The following is a 20,104-nucleotide window of genomic DNA, read 5'->3' as shown; positions in this document are numbered from 1 at the left end:
GTGACCCCCCTTATCATTCCACCCTGCCGATGGATATCTGCGGAGAAAACGCTTTGATTTTCTCGTGCGTGCAAAAGCCTTCCGACAAGGCGGTGGCGCTCCCTGCCGCTACGGCAAAGCGGAATGCCTCAGCCAGCTCCATCCCTTTGGCATATGCGTACAAAAAGCCGGCTACCACTGAATCTCCGGCTCCTATGGAATTGACCGGGTCCTGTTTTGGGATACGAGCCGTGAAAGCCGTCTCGCCGTTGACAAAGACGGCGCCCTCTCCTGCCATCGAGACGATGACATTTTGAGCTCCCGCCTCAAGCGCTTTTCTTCCGTAGAAAATGGCGTCCGATTGCGACGAAATGTTCACGCCGAACAAATCTCCGAGCTCGTGATGATTCGGCTTGATCAAAAATGGTCGCTGGGCCAAGCCGTCTGCCAGCGCTTTTCCGCTCGCGTCCAGAAAAATGCGCACGCCTTTTGGACCCAGACGCTCCATGATGGACTGGTAAATATGCTGCGGAACCCCGCGGGGCACGCTTCCGGCCAGGACCAGGTAGTCTTCGGCCGTCAGTTTGTCCAGCTTCGCATGGAGCTTGGCCAGCGCTTCCTGCGGAATTTCCGGCGGAACCCCGCTAATATCGGTCTCGATATGGGCTTTGATTTTGATATTCAGGCGCGATTCCTGTTCGATCTCGATCAACTCGTGCCGGATGCCGTCCCGCTCCAGCTGCTCCGCGATAAACGCGCCCGAGTGGCCTCCCGCAAATCCGAGAGCAACGCTGTCCATTTTCAGGTTGCGCAGGACCTTGGACACGTTGATGCCCTTGCCTCCCGCCACCTTCTTCTCTTTTTGTGCCTTGTGAATCTGTCCCTCCGCCCAGGAGTCAATCCAGACGTGATAGTCGATCGAAGGATTCAAGGTCACTGTATAAATCATGCTTCCACCACTTTTAGTTGTGTCAGTTTTTCGTATTCCCGCTGTTCTTCCTGGGACAAGCCGTCATCGGTGATGACAGTCACGTTATCTATTTCTCCCACTTTGGCAAAAGTCACTCGGGAAAACTTGTTCGAATCGCAGAGGACAAAGCGCTCGTCGGCGTATTGAAGCGCAAGCTGTTTGACATAGGCTTCATCCGGGTCGGGCGTGGTCAGTCCGTGCCTTTTGTCAATGCCATTCATGCCCAAAAAGCATTTGTCGAAACGGTACCGGCTGATTGTATTGACAGCATCGCGGCCCACCAGCGACAATGTAGCCGCTTTCATTTCGCCGCCGAGCAAAATGGTTTTGATCTTCCGCTGGCTTAGCTGCATGGCGATATCGAGTCCGTTCGTCACCACGATGATATTCTCATGTGGAATGAAAGCGAGCATCTGATACGTGGTTGTTCCCGCATCGATGAAAATAGAATCGCCTTCTTCAATCAAACTGGCGGCATACTTGGCAATGGCCACCTTTTCTTTCTCGTTTTTCACCGCTTTTTCCTGAATGGAGGGCTCTTCGATCTTGCTTTGCAAAAGTGCCGCTCCGCCATGGACACGCTTTAACCGTCGTTGCTCTTCCAGGTCGCTGAGGTCTCGCCTCACCGTAGATTCGGATGCGCCGGTCATCTCCACAAGCTCGTGAATGCGGACAACGCCTTTTTCCTTGAGTGCGCTCAAAATCATTTCATGACGTTCCGGAGTTAGCATGACAACCTCCTTTCTCCAGCAAGCAACAAAAGAATGTTCTGATTCGATTCCATTATAGAACAAAAACCAATCATGAACAATCAAAAATAATCAATATTGATCACAAAAACAGAAAATCAATCAATTTCAGTCAGATCAGATCAACAAAAAAGGCAGCCTGCTCCGTCAGCAGCTACCTTATCTATTCCCTATTTGTCCTTTAACTTACGATCCTCGGCCGCTCCAGCTTCGGCATCCCGTGTACCTGGATCGCCGACCATTGCGGGACAAATCTGTCAATTCTCGCCACCAGCACGGTCATGTCGTCGACGATCTTGCCGGAGTGCTGCCGGATCACGCGTTCCAGCAGTAGGTCGGCCACCTCCTGGGGATCATTTGTCTGAAATTCGGAGAGAATCCGCTTCATCCACGCCTGGCGATTCTCGATGTGCCGCGGCGCTTCGTAAATCCCGTCTGACATCATGATCAAAAGATCGCCCGGCTTCAAGGTGCGGGAGACGACATCCACCTCGATCTCTTCCAGAATGCCGACCGGCAGATTGTTGGCCGTAATGGTGATGACATCTGCCCCGCGCTTGACAAAGCTTGGCGTAGACCCGATCTTGATGAATCGGGTGTGGGCCGTTTGCAAATCGATCAATGCCAAATCGACCGTCGCAAACATTTCGTCCGTTGAGCGGAGAGCCAAAACCGAGTTGACGGTTTTGATCGACAGCTTTTCGTCTATGCCGGAACGGAGCAGCTGCTGCAGCATATCCAGCGCCGACTGGCTTTCGAGAAACGCCCGCTCGCCGTTCCCCATCCCGTCGCTGATCGCCAGCGCCATCTTGCCATTGCCCAAATCCATCGTCCGAAAGCTGTCTCCCGATAGCAGCTTCCCGTCCTTGGCCGCTCCGGCAATGCCGATGTCGATCTCAAAGGTTTTCGCCGAGGCCAGACACATGGTGCAGGTTCCGTCCCTTTGCGCTTCGCAGTGCCGCTCTTTCACCACGATGTTCTCTCCCAAAATCTCCGTCAGCATCGGAGCGACGATTTTGGCGCATTCATCCCTTCCGTAGCAGGTGGGCTGGCTGATCTCGATGTCGACTTTCCCTTCCTCCAAATTGTGGATTTCCACACGCCGCACAGACAGCCCCAGCCCCTCCAGCGCCTGGGACACTTGCCTCTCCTGCAGGCTCAGCTCCATTCCTTCGCGCTGAATCTCGCGGGCAAAATCGCTCATGACCCGCGATACTCCGGACAGCTGGTCCGCTACCAGCTTGCGGCTTTCCCTCACCTGCTTTTTCAATAGCTCAAACGCCAGCTGGCGGTCGTACTCCTGCTCCATCACCGTCATCACTTTTTCTGTTTTGACGCACTTTCGCTCCCAGTCGCGCGGCGGAGTGACATTTGCGAGCGTTCCGGTCTCCTGCACCTGGTCGATCAGCCAGCGCATCCCTTGGTAGACAGCCTCCGCATCTTTTTCCCAGCACTGCTCCCGCTTCCAGCATTTTTGGCAGGTAAACTCGGTCACCCGGCTCAAAAATGCGTCCGCCTCTTCATCGCGTTCTTCGGTATCGGCGGCCGTTTGGGCAAAGCTTCTGGACAGCTGGGTAAACAGCTCCGAGAATTGCTGGATCTTGCCCGCGGTCACATCCCGGACTCGGCGCATGTACTCTTGATGGGATTGCAGATTTTCCGGCGTGCCGGGGATAAATCGAGAGACGTTTTTCCACACGACAGCCGGGGTCAGCAAAAACAGGATGATCGCGAGGCCCGTCTCAACCAGCGACAGGTAAAGGGTTTCCTCCGCTCCGCCGTAAATGGCCAGGATGGCGGTTCCGATCAGCAAGCCGGCCGATACGCCAACCTTGCCCCCTTCCTTTAAAAGGCCCGCAAGCAGACCAGAGAAAGCGAGAAGATTGATCTGCATCAGCGCACCTACATTGGCCAGACTGAGAATCAGGCCCGTGACCACTCCGACAGCGGCTCCGATCGTTCCCCCGCCGGTAAAGGCAAACAGGAGAAGCACATACCGGGACAGGACGTGCTCCATGGAGAGACCGTCGATCGTCCAGTCTACCGTGCCGGTCATCAATGACGCGAGCAGGATCACCAGCGATACGACCTCTTCGCTTTTCAGCGGCTCATACGGTTTGGCCAGATGGATGATCGACAGGGATTGAATAAATATCAAAGTGAGGACAAAGCTGAGCACCGACTCCACCGCAACCATAACCAGCTTGTAGGTCGTCACCTGATTGGTGATGGCGGCAAACAACAAATGGCTGGCAAAGACGGTGATCAAGACAAACAGAGGAGTCCTCGAGAAGTCCTTGCGCCGCAGCCGTTCGCTCCATTTGCAGACCGCCAGTGCCAGCGCCACGCTCATCACGGCCTGAAGGCCCATCGGAACTGTATGGGTAAAGGCGCCCAATACAAGAGCAACCCCGCATGCGAAGATACTGTCTTTGCGAAGATAATACATGACCATAAAATACGGAACGATAAAAGGAGTCAACTCCTCCAGGATCAGAGCTCGTCCCAGCAAAAAACCCATCAGGAAGGGCAGCAGCTTCCATTTCTCGGCTGTTTCCGCGATGCGTTCTCCCCATGATCCCGTTGTGGCATCCCATTGCTGCGAGATTCGCCGTGTCCACATGTGTCCCGTACTGGTAACGTCCTTGTTTATCATCATCGCTACACCACCCCGTTTTCATATCAATGGTTCCCATTATACGAAGGGGGTGCTGTAAAATTTGTCAAAAAACCAAGGCGTATTCCTAAAATCGTGCGACAAAATCATTGACGCATTTGGACAAAAAAAGCCGGCCTGTTTTGGATAAAAAAAAGAACCGACGTTTTGGCGGTCTACGTCGGCTGACAGGTGATTCGCGCTTAGCGAAACGGGCTTGTCATAATAGATTCGTCATGATTTTGAAATGCCCTTCCTCATTCTCTCGTCATTTTGCGCATTTTTGTAAATAAGAAAACTCGCAATACTCAGAAATCAAGAGGATCAACGTCCGCTTCCCCTCTTGTCCCGCTTTTTTCTGAGAGTTGTCTGGCGGTCTTCGCTCTCCTTGATGAACCGGCTGAGCTTGTCTTCAAACCCTTCCATCCGATCACGCTGATGGCGGGGCGACCTTTCTTTCTCCTGCGCTTTTTTTATCGAGAGACCGATTTTCCCGTCGCGGATATTGAGAACCTTGACCGTAACCTTGTCTCCAAGCTTGAGATGATCGTTGATGTCCTTTACATAGGTGGACGCGATTTCACTGATGTGAACAAGCCCCGTCTCTCCTCCGGGCAATTCTACGAAAGCACCGAACTTCGTGATGCCTGTCACTTTCCCTTCCAGTTTGCTCCCCACTTCGACTCCCATGGACGTGAAAGGCCTCCCTTTGGTGAAGATATCCCTGAACGTCTACTCCGGAATCACGTATATACTTTCGCCCGGCTTTGTATAGAAAAATTGCTTCCGCGCCAACTCCGCGATGTAATCCTGGTCGTACAGACGGCTTGCCTTGTACGTCAGTTCCGCTTGCCGCGCTTGAACCGTTTCCATTTCCTGCTTGAGCGCTTCCAGCTCGGCCTTCTTTTCGGCCAGATCCCCGCTTTGTACGTATAGCGTATAGCCAGCCCAAACAAACAGGCAGAGGACGAAGAAGAGAACAAGGCGGATTCTCCGCTTTTGCCCTTTTCGATTATTCACTTGAGGGGGGGTTGCCGTTCGCATGTTTGCCACCTCGATTGCTGTTACTTCTTCTGCTTCTTCCCGGAGAATAACCACTTCTTCCAATTACGCCAAAACCCTGCCCATTTCCTGTATAAATTTTTCCCCAATTGCTGACCCCATCTGACAAAAGGAGACATGAGCGTGCGAATGATCCTCCATCCATACCCGAAAATGGTCAACACGATCGTCATAAGAAAGGTGACCAGCATGAAAACCAGTTTGTACAAAAGCAGTATGGGGCGGACGATTAACGTATTGATGATTAGTACTATGGTTCGATATAACCACCGTAAGAATTTTATCACGGCGTAAAGAAATTGCACATACTTCTTACTACCTATTATAAAATACACCCAGGCTCCGAGAAGCATGCCGATGAAGATGGGAAACCGGACAACCCCGTCGTTTACCCGGACGAGGACCCAAAACACGACACCCATGCTTCCCGCCCAGAACAAAATGTCGAGAAAAAAGGTTACCCAAGCCGGAAGCCTGCCCTTGCCCGCAAATACGTGATACGTGTCGTACCCCATCCCCATTAAAGCCCCACAAACCGACATGGCCAGCACCGTTTGCAGTTGAACCGCGATACTCACTTGAATAACTTCCCGAAGAATCCTCTCGACCGGTCTGTGGCCTGCCCTTGCTCCAGATAAGCCATCTCGTGCACCAAGCCCTCAATCGCCACTTCGCCGGTCTCCAGGCTCAGGTTTTTCATGTGCAGGTTTTGCCCTCGTATGGTTAAAAAGCCGCCTTCCGTCTCCAGGAGAAACTCCTCGCTATCAAAGCTTTCGACGTTCTTTACACCCGAAATCGCCAAACTGCGGCGATTGATCATTACGACTTCGTGCCGTGGCCGCTTCACGTGGTCGTTCATTCTTTTCGCCCTCCTCACGGTACCTCGTTCTTGTACCATAAATATGGAGGGGGATGTCCTTTTAGAACAACAAGCCTTCACGATCTTCGCTTCTTTGGCGGACGAAAAGAAAAAAGAGGGGTATCTCCGGTCTCCTCCCGAGAGATACTCCTCTTTCTGAAGCTATATCGGCGCGTGAGAAACCGATTTGCATAAATTCGGTTCTCTCACGCTAATGCTGGCGGCTTTATTTGAAAACTGCGTAGCTGCCGTTGTTGTAGGAAATCTTGTACTGCAATTGATCCAGTACAAATCGGAGCGGTACGACCGGCACGTTGTTTCTCGCTTGTACCGCTACCGGCAGGGTGACAGACTTTCCGTTGACGGTCGCAACGTTGGAGCCTACCTTGAATTGAATGGTTTTGCCATTGCCCACGATCTTGGCAGTGGCATTTGTGAACGTGGTCGAGACTCCCAGACCGTCACGGAAGAACGGTGCAGGCATCAAGGTATGGCCGTTGACTGCAAATGGCGCTGCCGGCAATGCAATTTTCTTGCCGTTTTTCATAAACGAACCGATGCTCGCCTGGAAGGTCACGGAATTATTCGGTACGACATTGACCGTACGGGCAAACAACAGACCCGGCTCCTCGGATGAATAAACGCCAATGCTGTAGACTCCGCCTGTAGCCGGAGTTGCAATTCCAGCTGTCTCCACCAGGTTAATGTTCACACCCGATCTCGCCGGAATATCCTGCGACGGCACGATGATCAGATTTTGTCCGCGGGCGCCGACAAAGGCTGCGGATACTCCGTTTACCGTTACGGCCTGCGGAGCGATGTACGCCGGCACGCGGAACCCGACCGGCATGACAATCTCGATAAAATCTCTGTTCCTGACCAGCGGAGCGCCCAGCGACCGGATCGCCACCTGCATGCCAGTAACTGCCTGCGGTGCCGTTTTGGTCAAGGTCAGCGTTGCCGTGTTGTTGTCTGTCGGCACCGGCGTTGCCGAAGGAGTCATCGGATTTGTAGGATTGGTCGGATTGATGATCGGAGCGCCAGAGATACTAAAGCTTTCGGAATAGTATTTTCTTCCGTCGGCGGTCACGACGATTTCATAAGAGCCAGGCGTACTCGGGTTGCGCAGAAATGCGTCGTACTCGAATTCGATATTCAGCTTGCTGCTGTTGCCAAAACCGCTTGGGGTATGGAAGTATACTTTGCTGCCGCTGACGCCGAGCGACATGACCTCTGAACCGTTTACTTTTACATACAGATTGGATAAGATCGGCGGAACCATCTCTGAACGAGGAAACTCTACCGTTACAGGCGTATTTGCGTACACCCTCTCGTTCAGGCTGATGTCAAAGCTGTAGCTGGTGCGCGCCCCCACTCCCTTGTCTGAAAGCCTTACATCAAATGCCTTCTTTTTGCCGCCCTTGACTTCAAAGGTTTTGGATTCATATTTTCTGTCGTTATAGGAAACCTTGTACAAGTACTTGCTGCCTGCAGACGACGGATTCCTGATTTCAGCCGATGAGGAGAACTCGAGCTTGATATAGTTGTCCTTGTCCGCGCCTTTCGGAACCTTGATCCGGATCGAGTCGCTGTTGGTAATCCGTACGTCATCCGCCTTGGACCCGTTCACTTTCACATCGGAGTCGTCTATCTTTTTGGGCAGCATGTCCCTGTCAGGAAAATCGACGTAGATGTATTCTCCCTTTTTCAATTTGTCCGACTTGGACAGTTCGATTTTGCCAAGCGTGATCGAAGTGGTCGCGCCTTCCTCGTAGCTGCTCTGGCTTACGTCGAAATCCTTGGAGCTGCCTTTGGAGGAAGAGCCTTTGCCGATCGTGATATCTTTGTCGTCGTAGCGTTCACGGTCTGTCTTGACTTTGATCGTATAGTCGCCTTTGCTCGACGGATTGGTAACGTTCTCGATCTCCAAAGTGAGCGTAGTTCTTGAGGAAATTTTTTCATCGACGGTTATCGTTATATCTCTGGAGCCTACCTTGACCTTGTCGAGACTGATTTTGCTTTTATCCCTGAGCGTAACATCGGATTCGCTTACTTTTTTTAGGGAGTACCCGGAAGGAAACGTAACGGTAATCTCGTCTCCTCTTTTCAAAGCCTCATCGATTTCAAACTCAATCTTATAGTCAGTTTTCTCTCCCGTATCTGTATCGTCGGCGGATACATCGTCCACGGACAGGGCATAAGCCGACATCGGACTCATGGCTAACGGTGCTGTCAATACCGTGGCCGCCATCAGCGCAGCCAGACCTTTTTTTGCGCTTTTGTGCATCACAAACGCCTCCTTTTCCATGCAACTCTCTCCATCATAGGAAAACGCTAGGGAAAAATCGTTACAAACAGGTAACGATTTCGTAACCGGCGGTCCTCCTCAACTGCCGGTCGCTTCCTGACGCGCTGCCTGCGCGAGTTTGGGTATGCCGTTTTTTCCTGTATAAAAAAAAGACTGCACGTGGTGGCAGTCTGCTGTGTTGCTGTATTCATTATCAAGGCTTTGAAGGATTGAAGGCTCTTTTGCCCTTAACCCAAGCCCTTTAGCCAAGAGAGCAGCGCCCAGCGTCTCTCCGTCCTTTTCTTGTACTTGGGCAACCCCCGGTACACCTCCACCGCTTCCCTGTATGCCTGCTTCGCCTTTTCTTTTTGGTTCAAGTCCTCGTAGAGCTTGCCAAGCTTGTAATACACCTCGGCTGATGACTTATGCATGCCGGCCAGCTCTTCCAGATAGGAGAGCGCTTTTTCCGGCTGGTTTTCTTTAGCAAAGGCCTCACCCAAGCGCAAATACGGCTCGCCGTATTTTACCCGCGGATTCAGCTTCAGCGCTTGCAAAAGGGCCTCCTCTCCTTCCGCAATGCGGCCTGTCTTCAAGAGGCAGGTTCCCCGTTCACTGATGTACTCGGCCGATTCCTGCATCACTTGGGATATTTCATCAAGGTTGGCTAGCGCCTCTTTGTACTCCCCTTTTTCCATGAACAGTCGGGCAGCCTCCATTTTGGCAGACGAATCATGCGGGTTCAGCTGGAGCGTTCGTTTGAGGGCTGCCAGGCGCCGATTCCGCCGAAACGGGCCGGTGACGTCCGGAAGCAACCGGACAAAGCGCATATCCAGTACGTAGAGAACGATCAGAATGATCAGAATCGCCACGAACGGGTTTCCCGTTATCCACCATAGCAACGAAAACAACATCACTTTTCCCACGGTCTCATTCCTTTGCGTCTCAGATACTTTTTCTGACTTCTAACACTATACGAAGTTTGCAAATAGCTTGTCAATTAATGGCACAAAAAAGAGGACGACCCTTCCGTTAGGTCTCCTCTTGTCGGGTAAATGGGCTTTTTTCAGCTACCCCTTCAGATATTCGTTTTCCTCTTTTTCGTCACGGGGCACCGGCACTTCGCCGATTACGGAGTAGAGCGTGGCCGCCTCTTCTTTCCGCGGATTTTCCTTGATGTCCTCCACTTTGACCATCACGATCTTCTGTCCGAAGCGGATGGCCAGCTTGTCGCCTATTTTTACCGAGCTGGAGGCCTTGGCCGGTCGATCATTGATCTCGATGCGGCCTTGGTCGCACACGTCTTTTGCCAGTGTCCGCCGTTTGATCAATCGCGATACCTTGAGATACTTGTCCAGTCTCATCTCTCATTCTCCCCTCGTCCCATTCGTTTGGCTTCTTCCCACCACCGGTCCATCTCTTCCAGGCTGGTGTCGTCGAAGCTGCGTCCCGCTTCTTGCAGTTTTTTCTCAATGTAGGCAAAACGGCTGGTAAATTTCCGGTTGGTCAGGACTAGCGCTTCTTCCGGGTCCAGCCCCAGGAAACGGGCCAGGTTGACGACCGCAAACAACAGATCGCCCAGCTCGCCGGCGCGCTCTTCTTCCGTCGCTGTCCGCAGCTCCTGATATTCTTCTTCGATCTTTTTGTAAACATCCGCGACATCGTCCCAATCAAAGCCGACCTGGGCTGCTTTCTTCTGCAGCTTGTAGGCGTACATCAGGGCTGGCAAATCACGTGGGATGCCGGCCAGTTTGGACTGCCGTTCCGAATCGATCCCTTTTGCCGCTTTTTCCTGCGCCTTGATTTCCTGCCAGTTGGCCAACGCTTCCCCTGCATCGTCCGCGCTCTTGTCGCCAAAGACGTGCGGATGGCGGCGAATCAGCTTCTGGTTCAAGCCGGCCACGACGTCATCGACTGTGAAATACCCCTCTTCGGCCGCCATTTGCGAATGGAGCATGATCTGCATCAAAAGGTCTCCCAGCTCCTCGCACATGGCGTCAGGGTCTTCATCGTCGATCGTTTCCAAGACCTCGTAAGTCTCTTCGATCAAATTCTTGCGGATACTCTGGTGGGTCTGCTCCCGATCCCAGGGACAGCCTTCCGGACTCCGCAGCGTGGCGACAATGTCCTTGAGGAAGGAAAATTGCCGGTACAGTACTGCCTCATCCTTGGCCTGGGGTATGTAGACCAACGTCAAATTGCCGAAGTGATCAAGCCGGTCCAGCTCATAAAGCGGCACCGTATCGATCCGCTCCATATCTTTGACTCCTACGGCCGTCGCTACCGTGACCGGATACTCGTCTGGCAGTACCTCCATCAATGTAAGCTTGACCTCGGAGGCAACCAGCTTGTCGTATACCTGTGCAATGATCGTATGCAAGCCGGGATTCACCTGACTTGCTTGCAGAGCCGTACCGTCAAGCAGAGCGAAGCCCTCGATCGGATCGATGCGGAGACGAGCGAACAGCGGGTCCAAAAAGCTCTGACCGCCCCCGACCTCGATTTGCACGCCACGTCCCGGTCCCTCTTGAAGCAGCATCTGAACCGTCCGCTCTGCGACCAGAGGATGTCCGGGTACGGCATACACGATTTCTTTCTCCTCAGCGGCTTTGGCGAGCAGCGTTTCGGCAATTTCTGCATAGACCTGGTCAAAGCTTCCGTGCCGCTCGTATATATCGTCAAATGAGGTGTACGTCACATCCCCCGCCAACTGGGACAAGACAGGGTGCTCACTGGTCCGTACATACAGATTGCCGGCTCCCGTAAGCGTTCGGTACAGACCGTAGGGCAGCTGGTCCAGATCGCCTGCGCCAAGGCCAACTACTGTAATGATGCCTTTTGGATTCATAAGGCAGAGAGCCTCCTTTTATCGAGTGAACTATTTACGCAAAAGGTTGAAACGAACGAGCAAGGAAGCGATGCGCTCTCCCTTCGGCAAAAAGCGGATGTCCGCCAGCGTCAGCCCGCCTGTTTTGAGCAAGGCGACCAGATAGACAGCGCCGCCTGCCGCTACGGTTACGAGACCGACAATGGTATGCAGGAGCCGTTTGGATGCAAGGGCGCCCTCCAGCGAGAGAAGCAATCCCCATTCCACGACAAGAACGACCACTGCCATAGCCAATACCGATAAAAACGGTCTCCACACGATACGCTTGAGTCCGATCCGGGCTCCGGTGTATTTCCGTACAGCCAGTACATTTAATCCCATGGCAACGAAATACGCCAGCACTGTCGCGGCTGCAGCCCCGGAAATCCCCCAGAGCGGCACCAGGGCCAGATTGAAGATCATCTTGACCATTACGCCGATAAACAGGTTGCGAGCAGGTCTCATGACTCGCCCGAGCCCTTGCAAAATGCCGGCGCTGGCAATGCTCAACGTAGCAAACAAGATTGTAAACGATTGAATCGCCAGAGCCTGGGTGCCTTTATCGTCACCGTAGAGCATGACATTGATCGGTTCGGCCAGCAGTGCCAAACCGAAGGAAGCCGGCAAACCGAGCAAAAAAGTGAGACGGATGGCGACCTCCGACCTTCCCGCAATGACCCTCGGCTGCCGCTGGGCTACCGCTTCGCTGATAGCCGGAACGAGCGCGAGCGACAGAGAGGTGGCAAAGAACGTCCCGAACTGAATCAGCGGCTGACTTCGGTCGAACGCCCCTTTGAGCAGTTTGGCCGCATCTTCATTCATGCCGCTCCACTGCAGCATATTGACGACCGTGAGCGAATCCACAAGTGGAACCAAGGGCAGAACCAGCGCCCCCAAGCAAATCGGCAAAGCGTAATAGAGCAAACTCCGGATCACCTGGCGGTTGGACCAGCTTGACCGGCTGGCAGGAGCCTCTTGGGCTGCGGACAACGGTCCCGTCAGCTTGTCCTTTCGCCAATACCACAAAAGGACGAGAACAGCTGTCACCGCTCCGGGAAACGCCGCAAATACAGCACCTGTCCCTGCCAGATACGCGTCCTGATATACGTTCATCGCCCAAAAGGCGGCCACCAGAATAAAGACGACCCGGACCAGTTGTTCCATTACTTGGGACACACCGGTTGGCATCATGTTTTGCTGTCCTTGGAAATAACCGCGCAATATTGCAACCATCGGCACGAGCGGAAGCGACCAGGCGACTGCCCGGAGAGGCTGGGTCAGATGCTCGTCCCCCATAATTCTGGCGATCACTCCTGCACCCCCGTATAACAACAGGAAGAAAAACAGACCGAGCATCACCAGCGTCATGCTGGCAACGCGAAACGCCTTGCGCGCTCCCGCCGGATCACCGACAGCGACGCGCTCCGACACTATTTTGGAAATGGCGATAGGAAAGCCCGCAGTGGCTAAAATCAACAAGGCCGTATAGAGCGGGTACACCTGCATATACACATACAAACCGATGTCACCGGCAATGTTTTGGTACGGAATCCGGTACACCGCACCCAGCAGCTTGGAGACAAGACCGGCCGCTCCCAAAATTGCGGCGCCTTTCACAAATTGTACAGATGCCTTTTCTTGAGCCATGTGTGTGAACGTTCCCCTCTCCAAACACAAACTGCGTACATTATACCACAACCATCTCTCCACAAAAAAATGGACAAGCTACCCGTCCGCTTGCAAATGAAAACGCCTGACGGAACCTTCGGAAGCGATAGCTTCCATCGTTGCCGGACAAAAAAAACAGCCTCGTATCGAGGCTGTTGTATCGAGGCTGTTCTTGTCCAAGCTACTGTTCCATTTGTTTGGCCAGGAAACCTGCCGCGGTTTCTGCCATTTTCGTTTCCAGATCGCCCATTTTCGTCGTCTCGCTTTTGGTGAGGAGAATGACAGAGCCGATGGGGTCGCCGCCAGCCACGATCGGAGAGACGACGAAGGAACCGTAGTTCTCGCTGTAATCGCGACAGATTTCATAAGTACCCGCGTTTTTCTCCAGACGCGTTTTTCGCTCCTCCAGGCATTTCTCGACGATGCTGCCGATTGCTTTCTCCATGTACTCCTTCTTGGATGCACCCGATACAGCGATGACACTGTCGCGGTCGGAAATCAGGACGGTATGGTTCAAGCTCTCATACAGAGAGTCCGCATATTCCTTGGCGAAATCACCCAGTTCGCCGATCGGGGAGTACTTTTTCAGAATGACTTCCCCGTCGCGATCCACGAAAATCTCCAGCGGATCGCCTTCGCGAATGCGCAATGTACGGCGAATTTCCTTTGGTATCACGACCCGACCGAGGTCGTCGATTCGACGAACAATACCAGTTGCTTTCATGTCATGTTGCCTCGCTTTCCTGAGAAGTGGGTTGTGAATGAGTTGGTGGTTAGCTGTATTTTTTCCTCAGATTCTCATTTTAACTACGGACCATCGGCTGCAACATTTTCCAGCTTGTTTCTGTACTCTCCCCCGGGCGGTAGCGAGTGACTATAGTATTCGCCGGGGCTTCAAATATATGCGAGAAAACGAAAAAACAGGGAACCCTGGGCCCCCTGTTTTCCTTATTAGGATGCTGGTTTTGGCTGCGGAATATTGTACTTCGTAATCAGCTTGTCCAGCTCTTCCTTATTGAATTTGTCGTACTCCTGCTCAAGCATTTTGTTCTGCAGTTCGGTTTTCATTTCTTCAAAGGTTCTTTCCTTGCGGCTTTCCACTTTCATGATATGGTAACCGTAAGAAGTCTTGACCGGGTCACTGATCTGGTTGAGCGGCAGCGTCAGTGCGGCATCCTTGAACTCCGGCACCCACTGGCTTACTTCGGCGTTTTCGTACAAACCGCCGGTTTCCTGGCTGCCTGAGTCGTCCGTCTTTTCCTTCGCCAGCTTCGCAAAGTCCTCACCCTTTTTCAGGCGGGCCAAGAGATCGTTGGCGACTTTCAGGGCTTCTTTCTCATTGTTGTTGTGCTTCTCAAAAGAAACCAGAATGTGACGGACGGAGGCCACGGTTATCGATTCTTTATCCAGGCCTTCGTACTCCTTCTTCAGTTGGACGTCGTCAATATTCTTTTTCAGTACAGCCATTGACTTGTTGATCAGGGCCATCTGTTTGACAACGGTGTCCTTGTCGAGCGCTTCCTTTTCCATAAGCTTGGCAAATTTGGACTCGTCCTTGCCGAGCAATCCCAGGTACTGCCCCTTCAGATTTTCGAAGGTTTTTTCAGCAAGCTCCTGAGACTCTTTTTCCATCGCTGCATCTGCCCGGGAAGCGAGAATTTTGGTCGCTGTATATTCACGGGCAAACATTTTCAACGACTCCTGATCGGCGCTTTCGATCATGGCCCCTTGCATCGGGTTCAAGAAATTGATGACACGCAGGAACGTCTCGAATTCTTGCGCGCTCAACACTCCGCCCTGGTACTCCACAATAGCGGTTTTGGGATCAACCGAATATGGCAGCGTCAGTTTTTTAAACTGGTCGAGCACATCATCAGACTGGGATGCCTGTTCACCGTTGTTCGCAGGTTGCTGCGTTTGATCAGCCGGCTTCGCTGCGGAATTCTTTTCCGCTGCTGTACCGCACCCGGTCATCAGAGATACAACCAATACCGCTGATGACAATAAAGCAACAGATCGTTTCATCTTGGTTCTCCCTTCTTCAGGAAGCCCGCATCATCAGGACACGGGCCTTTCCGTATTGGTGTCTTTACGCACCAAATGAAATTGTCGGAGCAGCTTCTCGACGAGCTGTATGCCCTCGTCTTCTCGTAACCCCTTTACTTTAACAGTTATGGTGATCTGTTGTCCACCCGACAACCCTATCCGTCTGCTCCAATTGCTGGCAAGGGCAAACAGCGCCCCTCCGTCGATGTTGTTGTTCTGGCTTGGATGGAAGACCAATTTGATCTCGTCGGGATTTTTCTGGCTGATCTCCGTGATCCGGTGTTCCAGGGCGTATACACGCAACCGGGAGATGGTCAGCAGGTTTTCAACCGGCTTGGTTAAAGGTCCAAAGCGGTCCAGCAGCTCTTCCGCCAAATCGTCGACATCCTCCAGTGACGAAACAGCGACAAATTTCTTGTACATCTCGATTTTTTGCCGGCTGTCCGTGATGTACATCGACGGCAAATACGCGTCGAGCTGGAGGTTGATCTCTACTGGAGAAGCCGCTTCCTGCTTTACTTCCCCTTTCAGCTCATCAATCGCATCCTTCAGCATTTGACTGTACAAGTCAAATCCCACTGAATTGATAAAGCCATGCTGCTCGGCCCCCAGCAGATTTCCCGCACCCCGAATGGACAAGTCGCGCATGGCGATTTTGAAGCCGGAGCCCAATTCGGTAAATTCCTTGATCGCCTGCAGACGCTTCTCCGCCACCTCTGTCAGCACTTTGTCACGCTGGTAGGTGAAGTACGCATACGCGATCCGGTTGGACCGGCCAACACGCCCGCGAAGCTGGTACAGCTGGGACAGACCCATCTTGTCCGCATTGTGAATGATCAGCGTGTTGACATTGGGGATATCCACCCCTGTCTCAATAATCGTCGTACTCACCAGCACATCGTAGTTGCCTTCCAAAAAGTCGAGGATGACGGTTTCCAATTCGCTTTCGTTCATTTGTCCGTGAGCCACCGCAATGCGCGCGTCGGGCACGAGCATGGAAATTTGCTCGGCCATCTGCTCGATCCCCTGGACCTGATTGTAGAGGAAAAACACTTGTCCTCCCCGGGCCATTTCCCGCTCGATTGCTTCCCGGACAAGCGCCGGACTGTATTCCATGACATAGGTCTGGACCGGAAAGCGATTTTCCGGAGGTGTTTCGATGACAGACAAGTCGCGCACACCGAGCATCGACATATGCAAAGTCCGCGGGATCGGCGTCGCCGTCAACGTCAGAACGTCGACATTGGTTTTGAGCTGCTTCAGCTTCTCCTTGTGGCTGACCCCGAAACGCTGTTCCTCGTCGACGATCAGCATGCCCAGATCGCGGAACTGAATGTCCTTGGACAAAAGGCGATGGGTCCCGATAACGACGTCGACCGTGCCTTCCTTCAGCCCCTTCATCGTGGCGTTCTGCTCCTTGCGTGAACGGAAACGGCTCAATACCTCCACCCGGATCGGATAGTCGGCAAAGCGCTCGCGGAAGGTTTCGTAATGCTGCTGGGCGAGAATCGTCGTCGGAACCAGTACGGCCACCTGCTTGCCGTCCATGACAGACTTGAACGCCGCCCGAATCGCCACCTCTGTCTTCCCGTAGCCGACGTCCCCGCAGACCAGCCGATCCATCGGACGCCTTTTCTCCATGTCGGACTTGACCTCGGAGATCGCCCGAAGCTGGTCTGGCGTCTCCTGGTACGGAAACATCGCTTCAAACTCGCGCTGCTCCGCGGTATCGCGGGAAAACGCATGGCCGACCGCCGCTTCGCGCGCGGCGTACAGCTTGATCAAATCCTCGGCGATGTCTTTGACGGATGATTGTACCTTCGTTTTGACGCGCTTCCAGTCGCTGCCGCCCAGGCTGTAAATCTTCGGTTGGCTTTCCTCGCTGGCGACGTATTTTTGAACATGGTCAATCTGCTCGATCGGAACAAACAGACTGTCTCCGCCCGCGTATTGAATATGAAGGTAATCTTTATGAATTCCGAGTATTTCTTTGGTTTCTATGCCTAAATACTTTCCGATCCCGTGGTTGACGTGAACGACGTAGTCACCCGGTTTCAGCTCGAGGTAGTTTTTGATTCGCTCCGCGTTGGTGATCGCCTTTTGCACCTTGCGCGCTTTCCGCTGCTTGGCGGTAAATACCTCGCCCTCCGTAATCACGACCAGCTTGTTTAGCGGAAGCTCGAAGCCGGTTTGCAAATTTCCGAGAATAATGGTCGGCCTGCCCGGCGGAACGGCTACGACCTCATCCGTCAGCAGATCGGCTTCCATCTCGTAATCGTGCAGCACGCGCTCCAGCCGTTTTGCCCGCTCCAGATCGGCCGCCACAAACACGATCTGGTCCTGCGACTTTTTCCAACGGGTCAGCTCTGTTTTGAGAACATTCATCTGCCCGTGGAAATTTTGCATGGTGCGGCAGGTCAGATTGACAATGTTTTGCGGCTGGGTCTTGGGAGACTGACGCAGGAACAACGACAGGTAGACGATCTGACGCTTCTTGGAAGCGACGGTATCGTCATACGAACGAGACAAGGTCAAATTGGCCATGTATTCCCCTTCGGCAATCCGCCCGGTCAGCCACTCCGCTTCTTCCTTTTGCAGCTGCGCCGCCGTATCCAGCACACGCGACGGTTCATCCACGATCAACAGCGTGTTGGACGGCATGTAGGACAGCAGCGTATCGTTCGTCGGATACATAACGGAGATGTACGAATACAGATGGGCAAAACGCTGTCCCTGCTTCAAGCGCTCCACGTCTCCGCCGATGTATTCAACCACTTTTTCTTTTGCGGCCCCATCCTTCAGCCTGGCGACAGTCTCGCCCAGCTTTTGCTCCAGGCGGACAGCCGCTTCCTGAAGCAGGGCCGTAGAGGCGATCATCTCTTTCGCCGGCCCGATGGTGTAGGATTGGGTCGATTCCAGGGAGCGCTGCGTGGTCATATCAAAGGTACGGATCGAGTCGATGTCCACGTCGAACAGCTCGATCCTCACCGGCCATTCCGAGTCGATCGGGTACAGGTCGATGATCCCTCCGCGCACACTTAATTCGCCTTTTCTCTCCACCATATCGACCCGTTCGTAGCCAAGCTCGATACATCGGAGCAAAAAGGCGTCAATGTCCAGCTCTTCTCCCACGTTCAGTTCGATTTGCGCTTCCTTCCAGACATGAGGCGGAACGGCAAGGCGGCGCAGACCGGCAAACGGCGCAACCAAAAAACCCGTAAAGCCTTTGGCCAAACGGTTGCATACATGAATGCGCTGTGCGAGGATATCGGGACTTGCGATAGCCAGCTCCGATCCGATCAGCTCGTTTCCAGGGTAGAGCAAGACGTCATCTGGATGAACAAGCTCGATCAAATCCTCGTACACCTTTTGCGCCTGAAACATGTTATGGGTAATGACGCAGACAGGACGGTCGCTCATTCGCTTGACGGCGACCATTAACGCTTGTCGCGCTGAGCCGGCCAATCCGGAAACAAGCTGTTCGTGCAGCCCGCTTTCCAGACCCGCGGCGATCGTCCCGACGTTGGCGTCCTGTTTCATCGGGTTAATGATGACTTGCATTCACTAGTCCCCTCTCAGGTTTTTCTGTGTCGAACTCTCATTTCGCCAAAATTGGCAGTCTTTTCGATATTCCTTCTTGCGGACAAGCAGCGGGGCTGGATCACAAGCTGAACGCACTGCCGGTCGCCCATGCGAAAAGAAGCCTTAGCTCATCAAGCCAAGGCCTTGTATTTGCAAGCCTTCGAAAGCGTTTCCCCTTTATTGAAGCGGGTTGCCAACCAGTGAGAGCTCCGGGTTTAACTGAAGCGCATCACGGCAGTATGCGCACGTGATGCTGACGACCGTGTCTCCCCCTAGTTCTTTGGATATTATAAGAGCACGCTCTTCTGCGGTCAAGGAGTTCAACCCCAGTTGTTCTTCCGACACTCTGGATTCGTCAAATTCCGCGATCCTTGCTCCGCAGCAGCGGCACTCGTACCGAATGCTCATTTACGATACCCCCCAGTCATTCCTAGGCTTAGTATGACCGGGAGAGTGGAAAAACATACTAACGTGTCGACTCCTGGGGAACAGGCAAAAAAGCTTTTCCTACTCTTGTTTTTTGGAGACGTTGTACTGGTTCATCACTTTCACAAACGGTTCCCTTGTCCACATCGCCGCTGCGGCAGCAGCCAGCTCTGCGGCTTCATCGATCAAAGGGCGCTCTGCCGCGGAAAACGGATGGAGAACGTAATCGCTGACGCTCCCTCCCGGCTGTGGACGTCCGATGCCGATTTTGATGCGCTTAAACTCTTGTGTGCCCATATGCAAAATCAACGATTTGATCCCGTTGTGGCCGCCGGCACTGCCTTTTTCGCGCAAGCGGAGCTGTCCGGGCGGAAGGTCCAAATCATCGTAAATGACCACGACATCGTCGGGAGTCAGCTTGTAAAATTTCAGAATTTCGGCGATCGATTCACCGGAGAGGTTCATGTACGTCTGCGGCTTTACCAGGAGCACCTTTTCCCCTTCGATCCGTCCCTCGCCGACGAGTGCGCGGAACTTGTTTTGCACAACGGGAATGCCCCACTTGTCATTAATCTTATCTATGGCGATAAACCCGGCATTATGTCTTGTATCTTCATATTTTTTGCCGGGGTTGCCCAGTCCGACGATCACTTTCACGCTTGTTCCCTCCTCGTTCTTCATTTCATTGTACTAAAACATAAGCTAGAACAAAAGAAACGGATGAGCCTTTTCATTTGCACGTAGTTCGGGCTTTGGGGGAGGAGATGAAAAAGGGAGAAAAATGCTCGGGTTCGGTGGGACACTTGCATGGGGTCGGCCTGTCCGGCTTTATTTCCAAAGACCCTCGTTTTTTTTCTCCCTTTTTCATCTCTACGGCTGTTCCGTTTACCGGGACTTTTTAGCAAATTCAAAGGAGAAATAAAAGGATAGGAAAAAGAAAACAAACCTTCAATCCCG

General features: G+C 53.0%; 17 protein-coding genes. All 17 read right to left on the bottom strand.

Features of this window, described 5'->3' with window-relative positions; all coding sequences use genetic code 11:
• Window positions 1-13: 13 nt before the first annotated feature.
• The 17 genes from pfkB to pth all read right to left on the bottom strand — a co-directional run bounded on the left by pfkB (window position 14) and on the right by pth (window position 19,804).
• Complete coding sequence (gene pfkB, locus Q3F21_RS12880) at window positions 14-928, bottom strand: 1-phosphofructokinase (RefSeq protein WP_340253123.1); 915 nt, start codon at window positions 926-928, stop codon at window positions 14-16.
• Window positions 925-1,680 (bottom strand): DeoR/GlpR family DNA-binding transcription regulator, encoded by a 756-nt coding sequence (locus Q3F21_RS12875; protein WP_340253121.1) that lies wholly within the window; start codon window positions 1,678-1,680, stop codon window positions 925-927. Before Q3F21_RS12875 ends, pfkB begins: the two co-directional genes overlap by 4 nt.
• Before the next feature lie 199 nt (window positions 1,681-1,879).
• On the bottom strand, window positions 1,880-4,357 hold the full coding sequence (gene spoIIE, locus Q3F21_RS12870) for a stage II sporulation protein E (protein ID WP_340253118.1): 2,478 nt from the start codon (window positions 4,355-4,357) through the stop codon (window positions 1,880-1,882).
• A 321-nt stretch (window positions 4,358-4,678) separates the two neighbouring features.
• Complete coding sequence (locus tag Q3F21_RS12865; RefSeq protein ID WP_340253116.1) at window positions 4,679-5,044, bottom strand: S1 RNA-binding domain-containing protein; 366 nt, start codon at window positions 5,042-5,044, stop codon at window positions 4,679-4,681.
• Between the two features lie 42 nt (window positions 5,045-5,086).
• Window positions 5,087-5,398, bottom strand: a complete 312-nt coding sequence (locus Q3F21_RS12860) for an FtsB family cell division protein (RefSeq protein WP_340253113.1) — start codon at window positions 5,396-5,398, stop codon at window positions 5,087-5,089.
• Between the two features lie 20 nt (window positions 5,399-5,418).
• Window positions 5,419-5,994, bottom strand: a complete 576-nt coding sequence (gene yabQ / locus Q3F21_RS12855; RefSeq protein ID WP_340253111.1) for a spore cortex biosynthesis protein YabQ — start codon at window positions 5,992-5,994, stop codon at window positions 5,419-5,421.
• Window positions 5,991-6,275 (bottom strand): sporulation protein YabP, encoded by a 285-nt coding sequence (gene yabP / locus Q3F21_RS12850; RefSeq protein WP_003390242.1) that lies wholly within the window; start codon window positions 6,273-6,275, stop codon window positions 5,991-5,993. Before yabP ends, yabQ begins: the two co-directional genes overlap by 4 nt.
• Before the next feature lie 226 nt (window positions 6,276-6,501).
• Window positions 6,502-8,562 carry a stalk domain-containing protein gene (locus tag Q3F21_RS12845; protein ID WP_340253108.1) on the bottom strand — a complete coding sequence of 687 codons (2,061 nt, stop codon included), beginning with the start codon at window positions 8,560-8,562 and terminating at the stop codon, window positions 6,502-6,504.
• A 248-nt stretch (window positions 8,563-8,810) separates the two neighbouring features.
• Window positions 8,811-9,485, bottom strand: a complete 675-nt coding sequence (locus Q3F21_RS12840; protein WP_340253107.1) for a tetratricopeptide repeat protein — start codon at window positions 9,483-9,485, stop codon at window positions 8,811-8,813.
• 144 nt (window positions 9,486-9,629) lie between these two features.
• Window positions 9,630-9,923: an RNA-binding S4 domain-containing protein gene (locus Q3F21_RS12835; RefSeq protein ID WP_340253105.1), complete on the bottom strand. Its 294-nt coding sequence runs from the start codon at window positions 9,921-9,923 to the stop codon at window positions 9,630-9,632.
• On the bottom strand, window positions 9,920-11,407 hold the full coding sequence (gene mazG / locus Q3F21_RS12830; protein WP_340253103.1) for a nucleoside triphosphate pyrophosphohydrolase: 1,488 nt from the start codon (window positions 11,405-11,407) through the stop codon (window positions 9,920-9,922). Before mazG ends, Q3F21_RS12835 begins: the two co-directional genes overlap by 4 nt.
• A gap of 30 nt (window positions 11,408-11,437) precedes the next feature.
• A complete protein-coding gene (locus tag Q3F21_RS12825) occupies window positions 11,438-13,072 on the bottom strand; it encodes a putative polysaccharide biosynthesis protein (RefSeq protein WP_340253102.1) in 1,635 nt (544 codons plus the stop codon).
• A gap of 202 nt (window positions 13,073-13,274) precedes the next feature.
• Window positions 13,275-13,817 carry a stage V sporulation protein T gene (gene spoVT / locus Q3F21_RS12820; protein ID WP_003390235.1) on the bottom strand — a complete coding sequence of 181 codons (543 nt, stop codon included), beginning with the start codon at window positions 13,815-13,817 and terminating at the stop codon, window positions 13,275-13,277.
• Window positions 13,818-14,044: 227 nt separating this feature from the next.
• The gene (locus Q3F21_RS12815) at window positions 14,045-15,118 is read right to left on the bottom strand and encodes a peptidylprolyl isomerase (protein ID WP_340253100.1); all 1,074 of its coding nucleotides are present in this window, start codon (window positions 15,116-15,118) and stop codon (window positions 14,045-14,047) included.
• 33 nt (window positions 15,119-15,151) lie between these two features.
• Complete coding sequence (gene mfd / locus Q3F21_RS12810; RefSeq protein ID WP_340253098.1) at window positions 15,152-18,700, bottom strand: transcription-repair coupling factor; 3,549 nt, start codon at window positions 18,698-18,700, stop codon at window positions 15,152-15,154.
• A gap of 198 nt (window positions 18,701-18,898) precedes the next feature.
• Window positions 18,899-19,129, bottom strand: a complete 231-nt coding sequence (locus Q3F21_RS12805) for an anti-sigma-F factor Fin (protein WP_340253097.1) — start codon at window positions 19,127-19,129, stop codon at window positions 18,899-18,901.
• Window positions 19,130-19,228: 99 nt separating this feature from the next.
• Window positions 19,229-19,804: an aminoacyl-tRNA hydrolase gene (gene pth, locus Q3F21_RS12800; protein WP_340253095.1), complete on the bottom strand. Its 576-nt coding sequence runs from the start codon at window positions 19,802-19,804 to the stop codon at window positions 19,229-19,231.
• Between the last annotated feature and the right edge of the window lie 300 nt (window positions 19,805-20,104).

The organism is Brevibacillus borstelensis, assembly GCF_037834415.1.
Classification (GTDB): Bacteria; Bacillota; Bacilli; order Brevibacillales; family Brevibacillaceae; genus Brevibacillus; species Brevibacillus borstelensis_A.
Note: the sequence above shows the minus strand (reverse complement) of the source record. Positions and strands in the feature narration are given on the sequence as shown.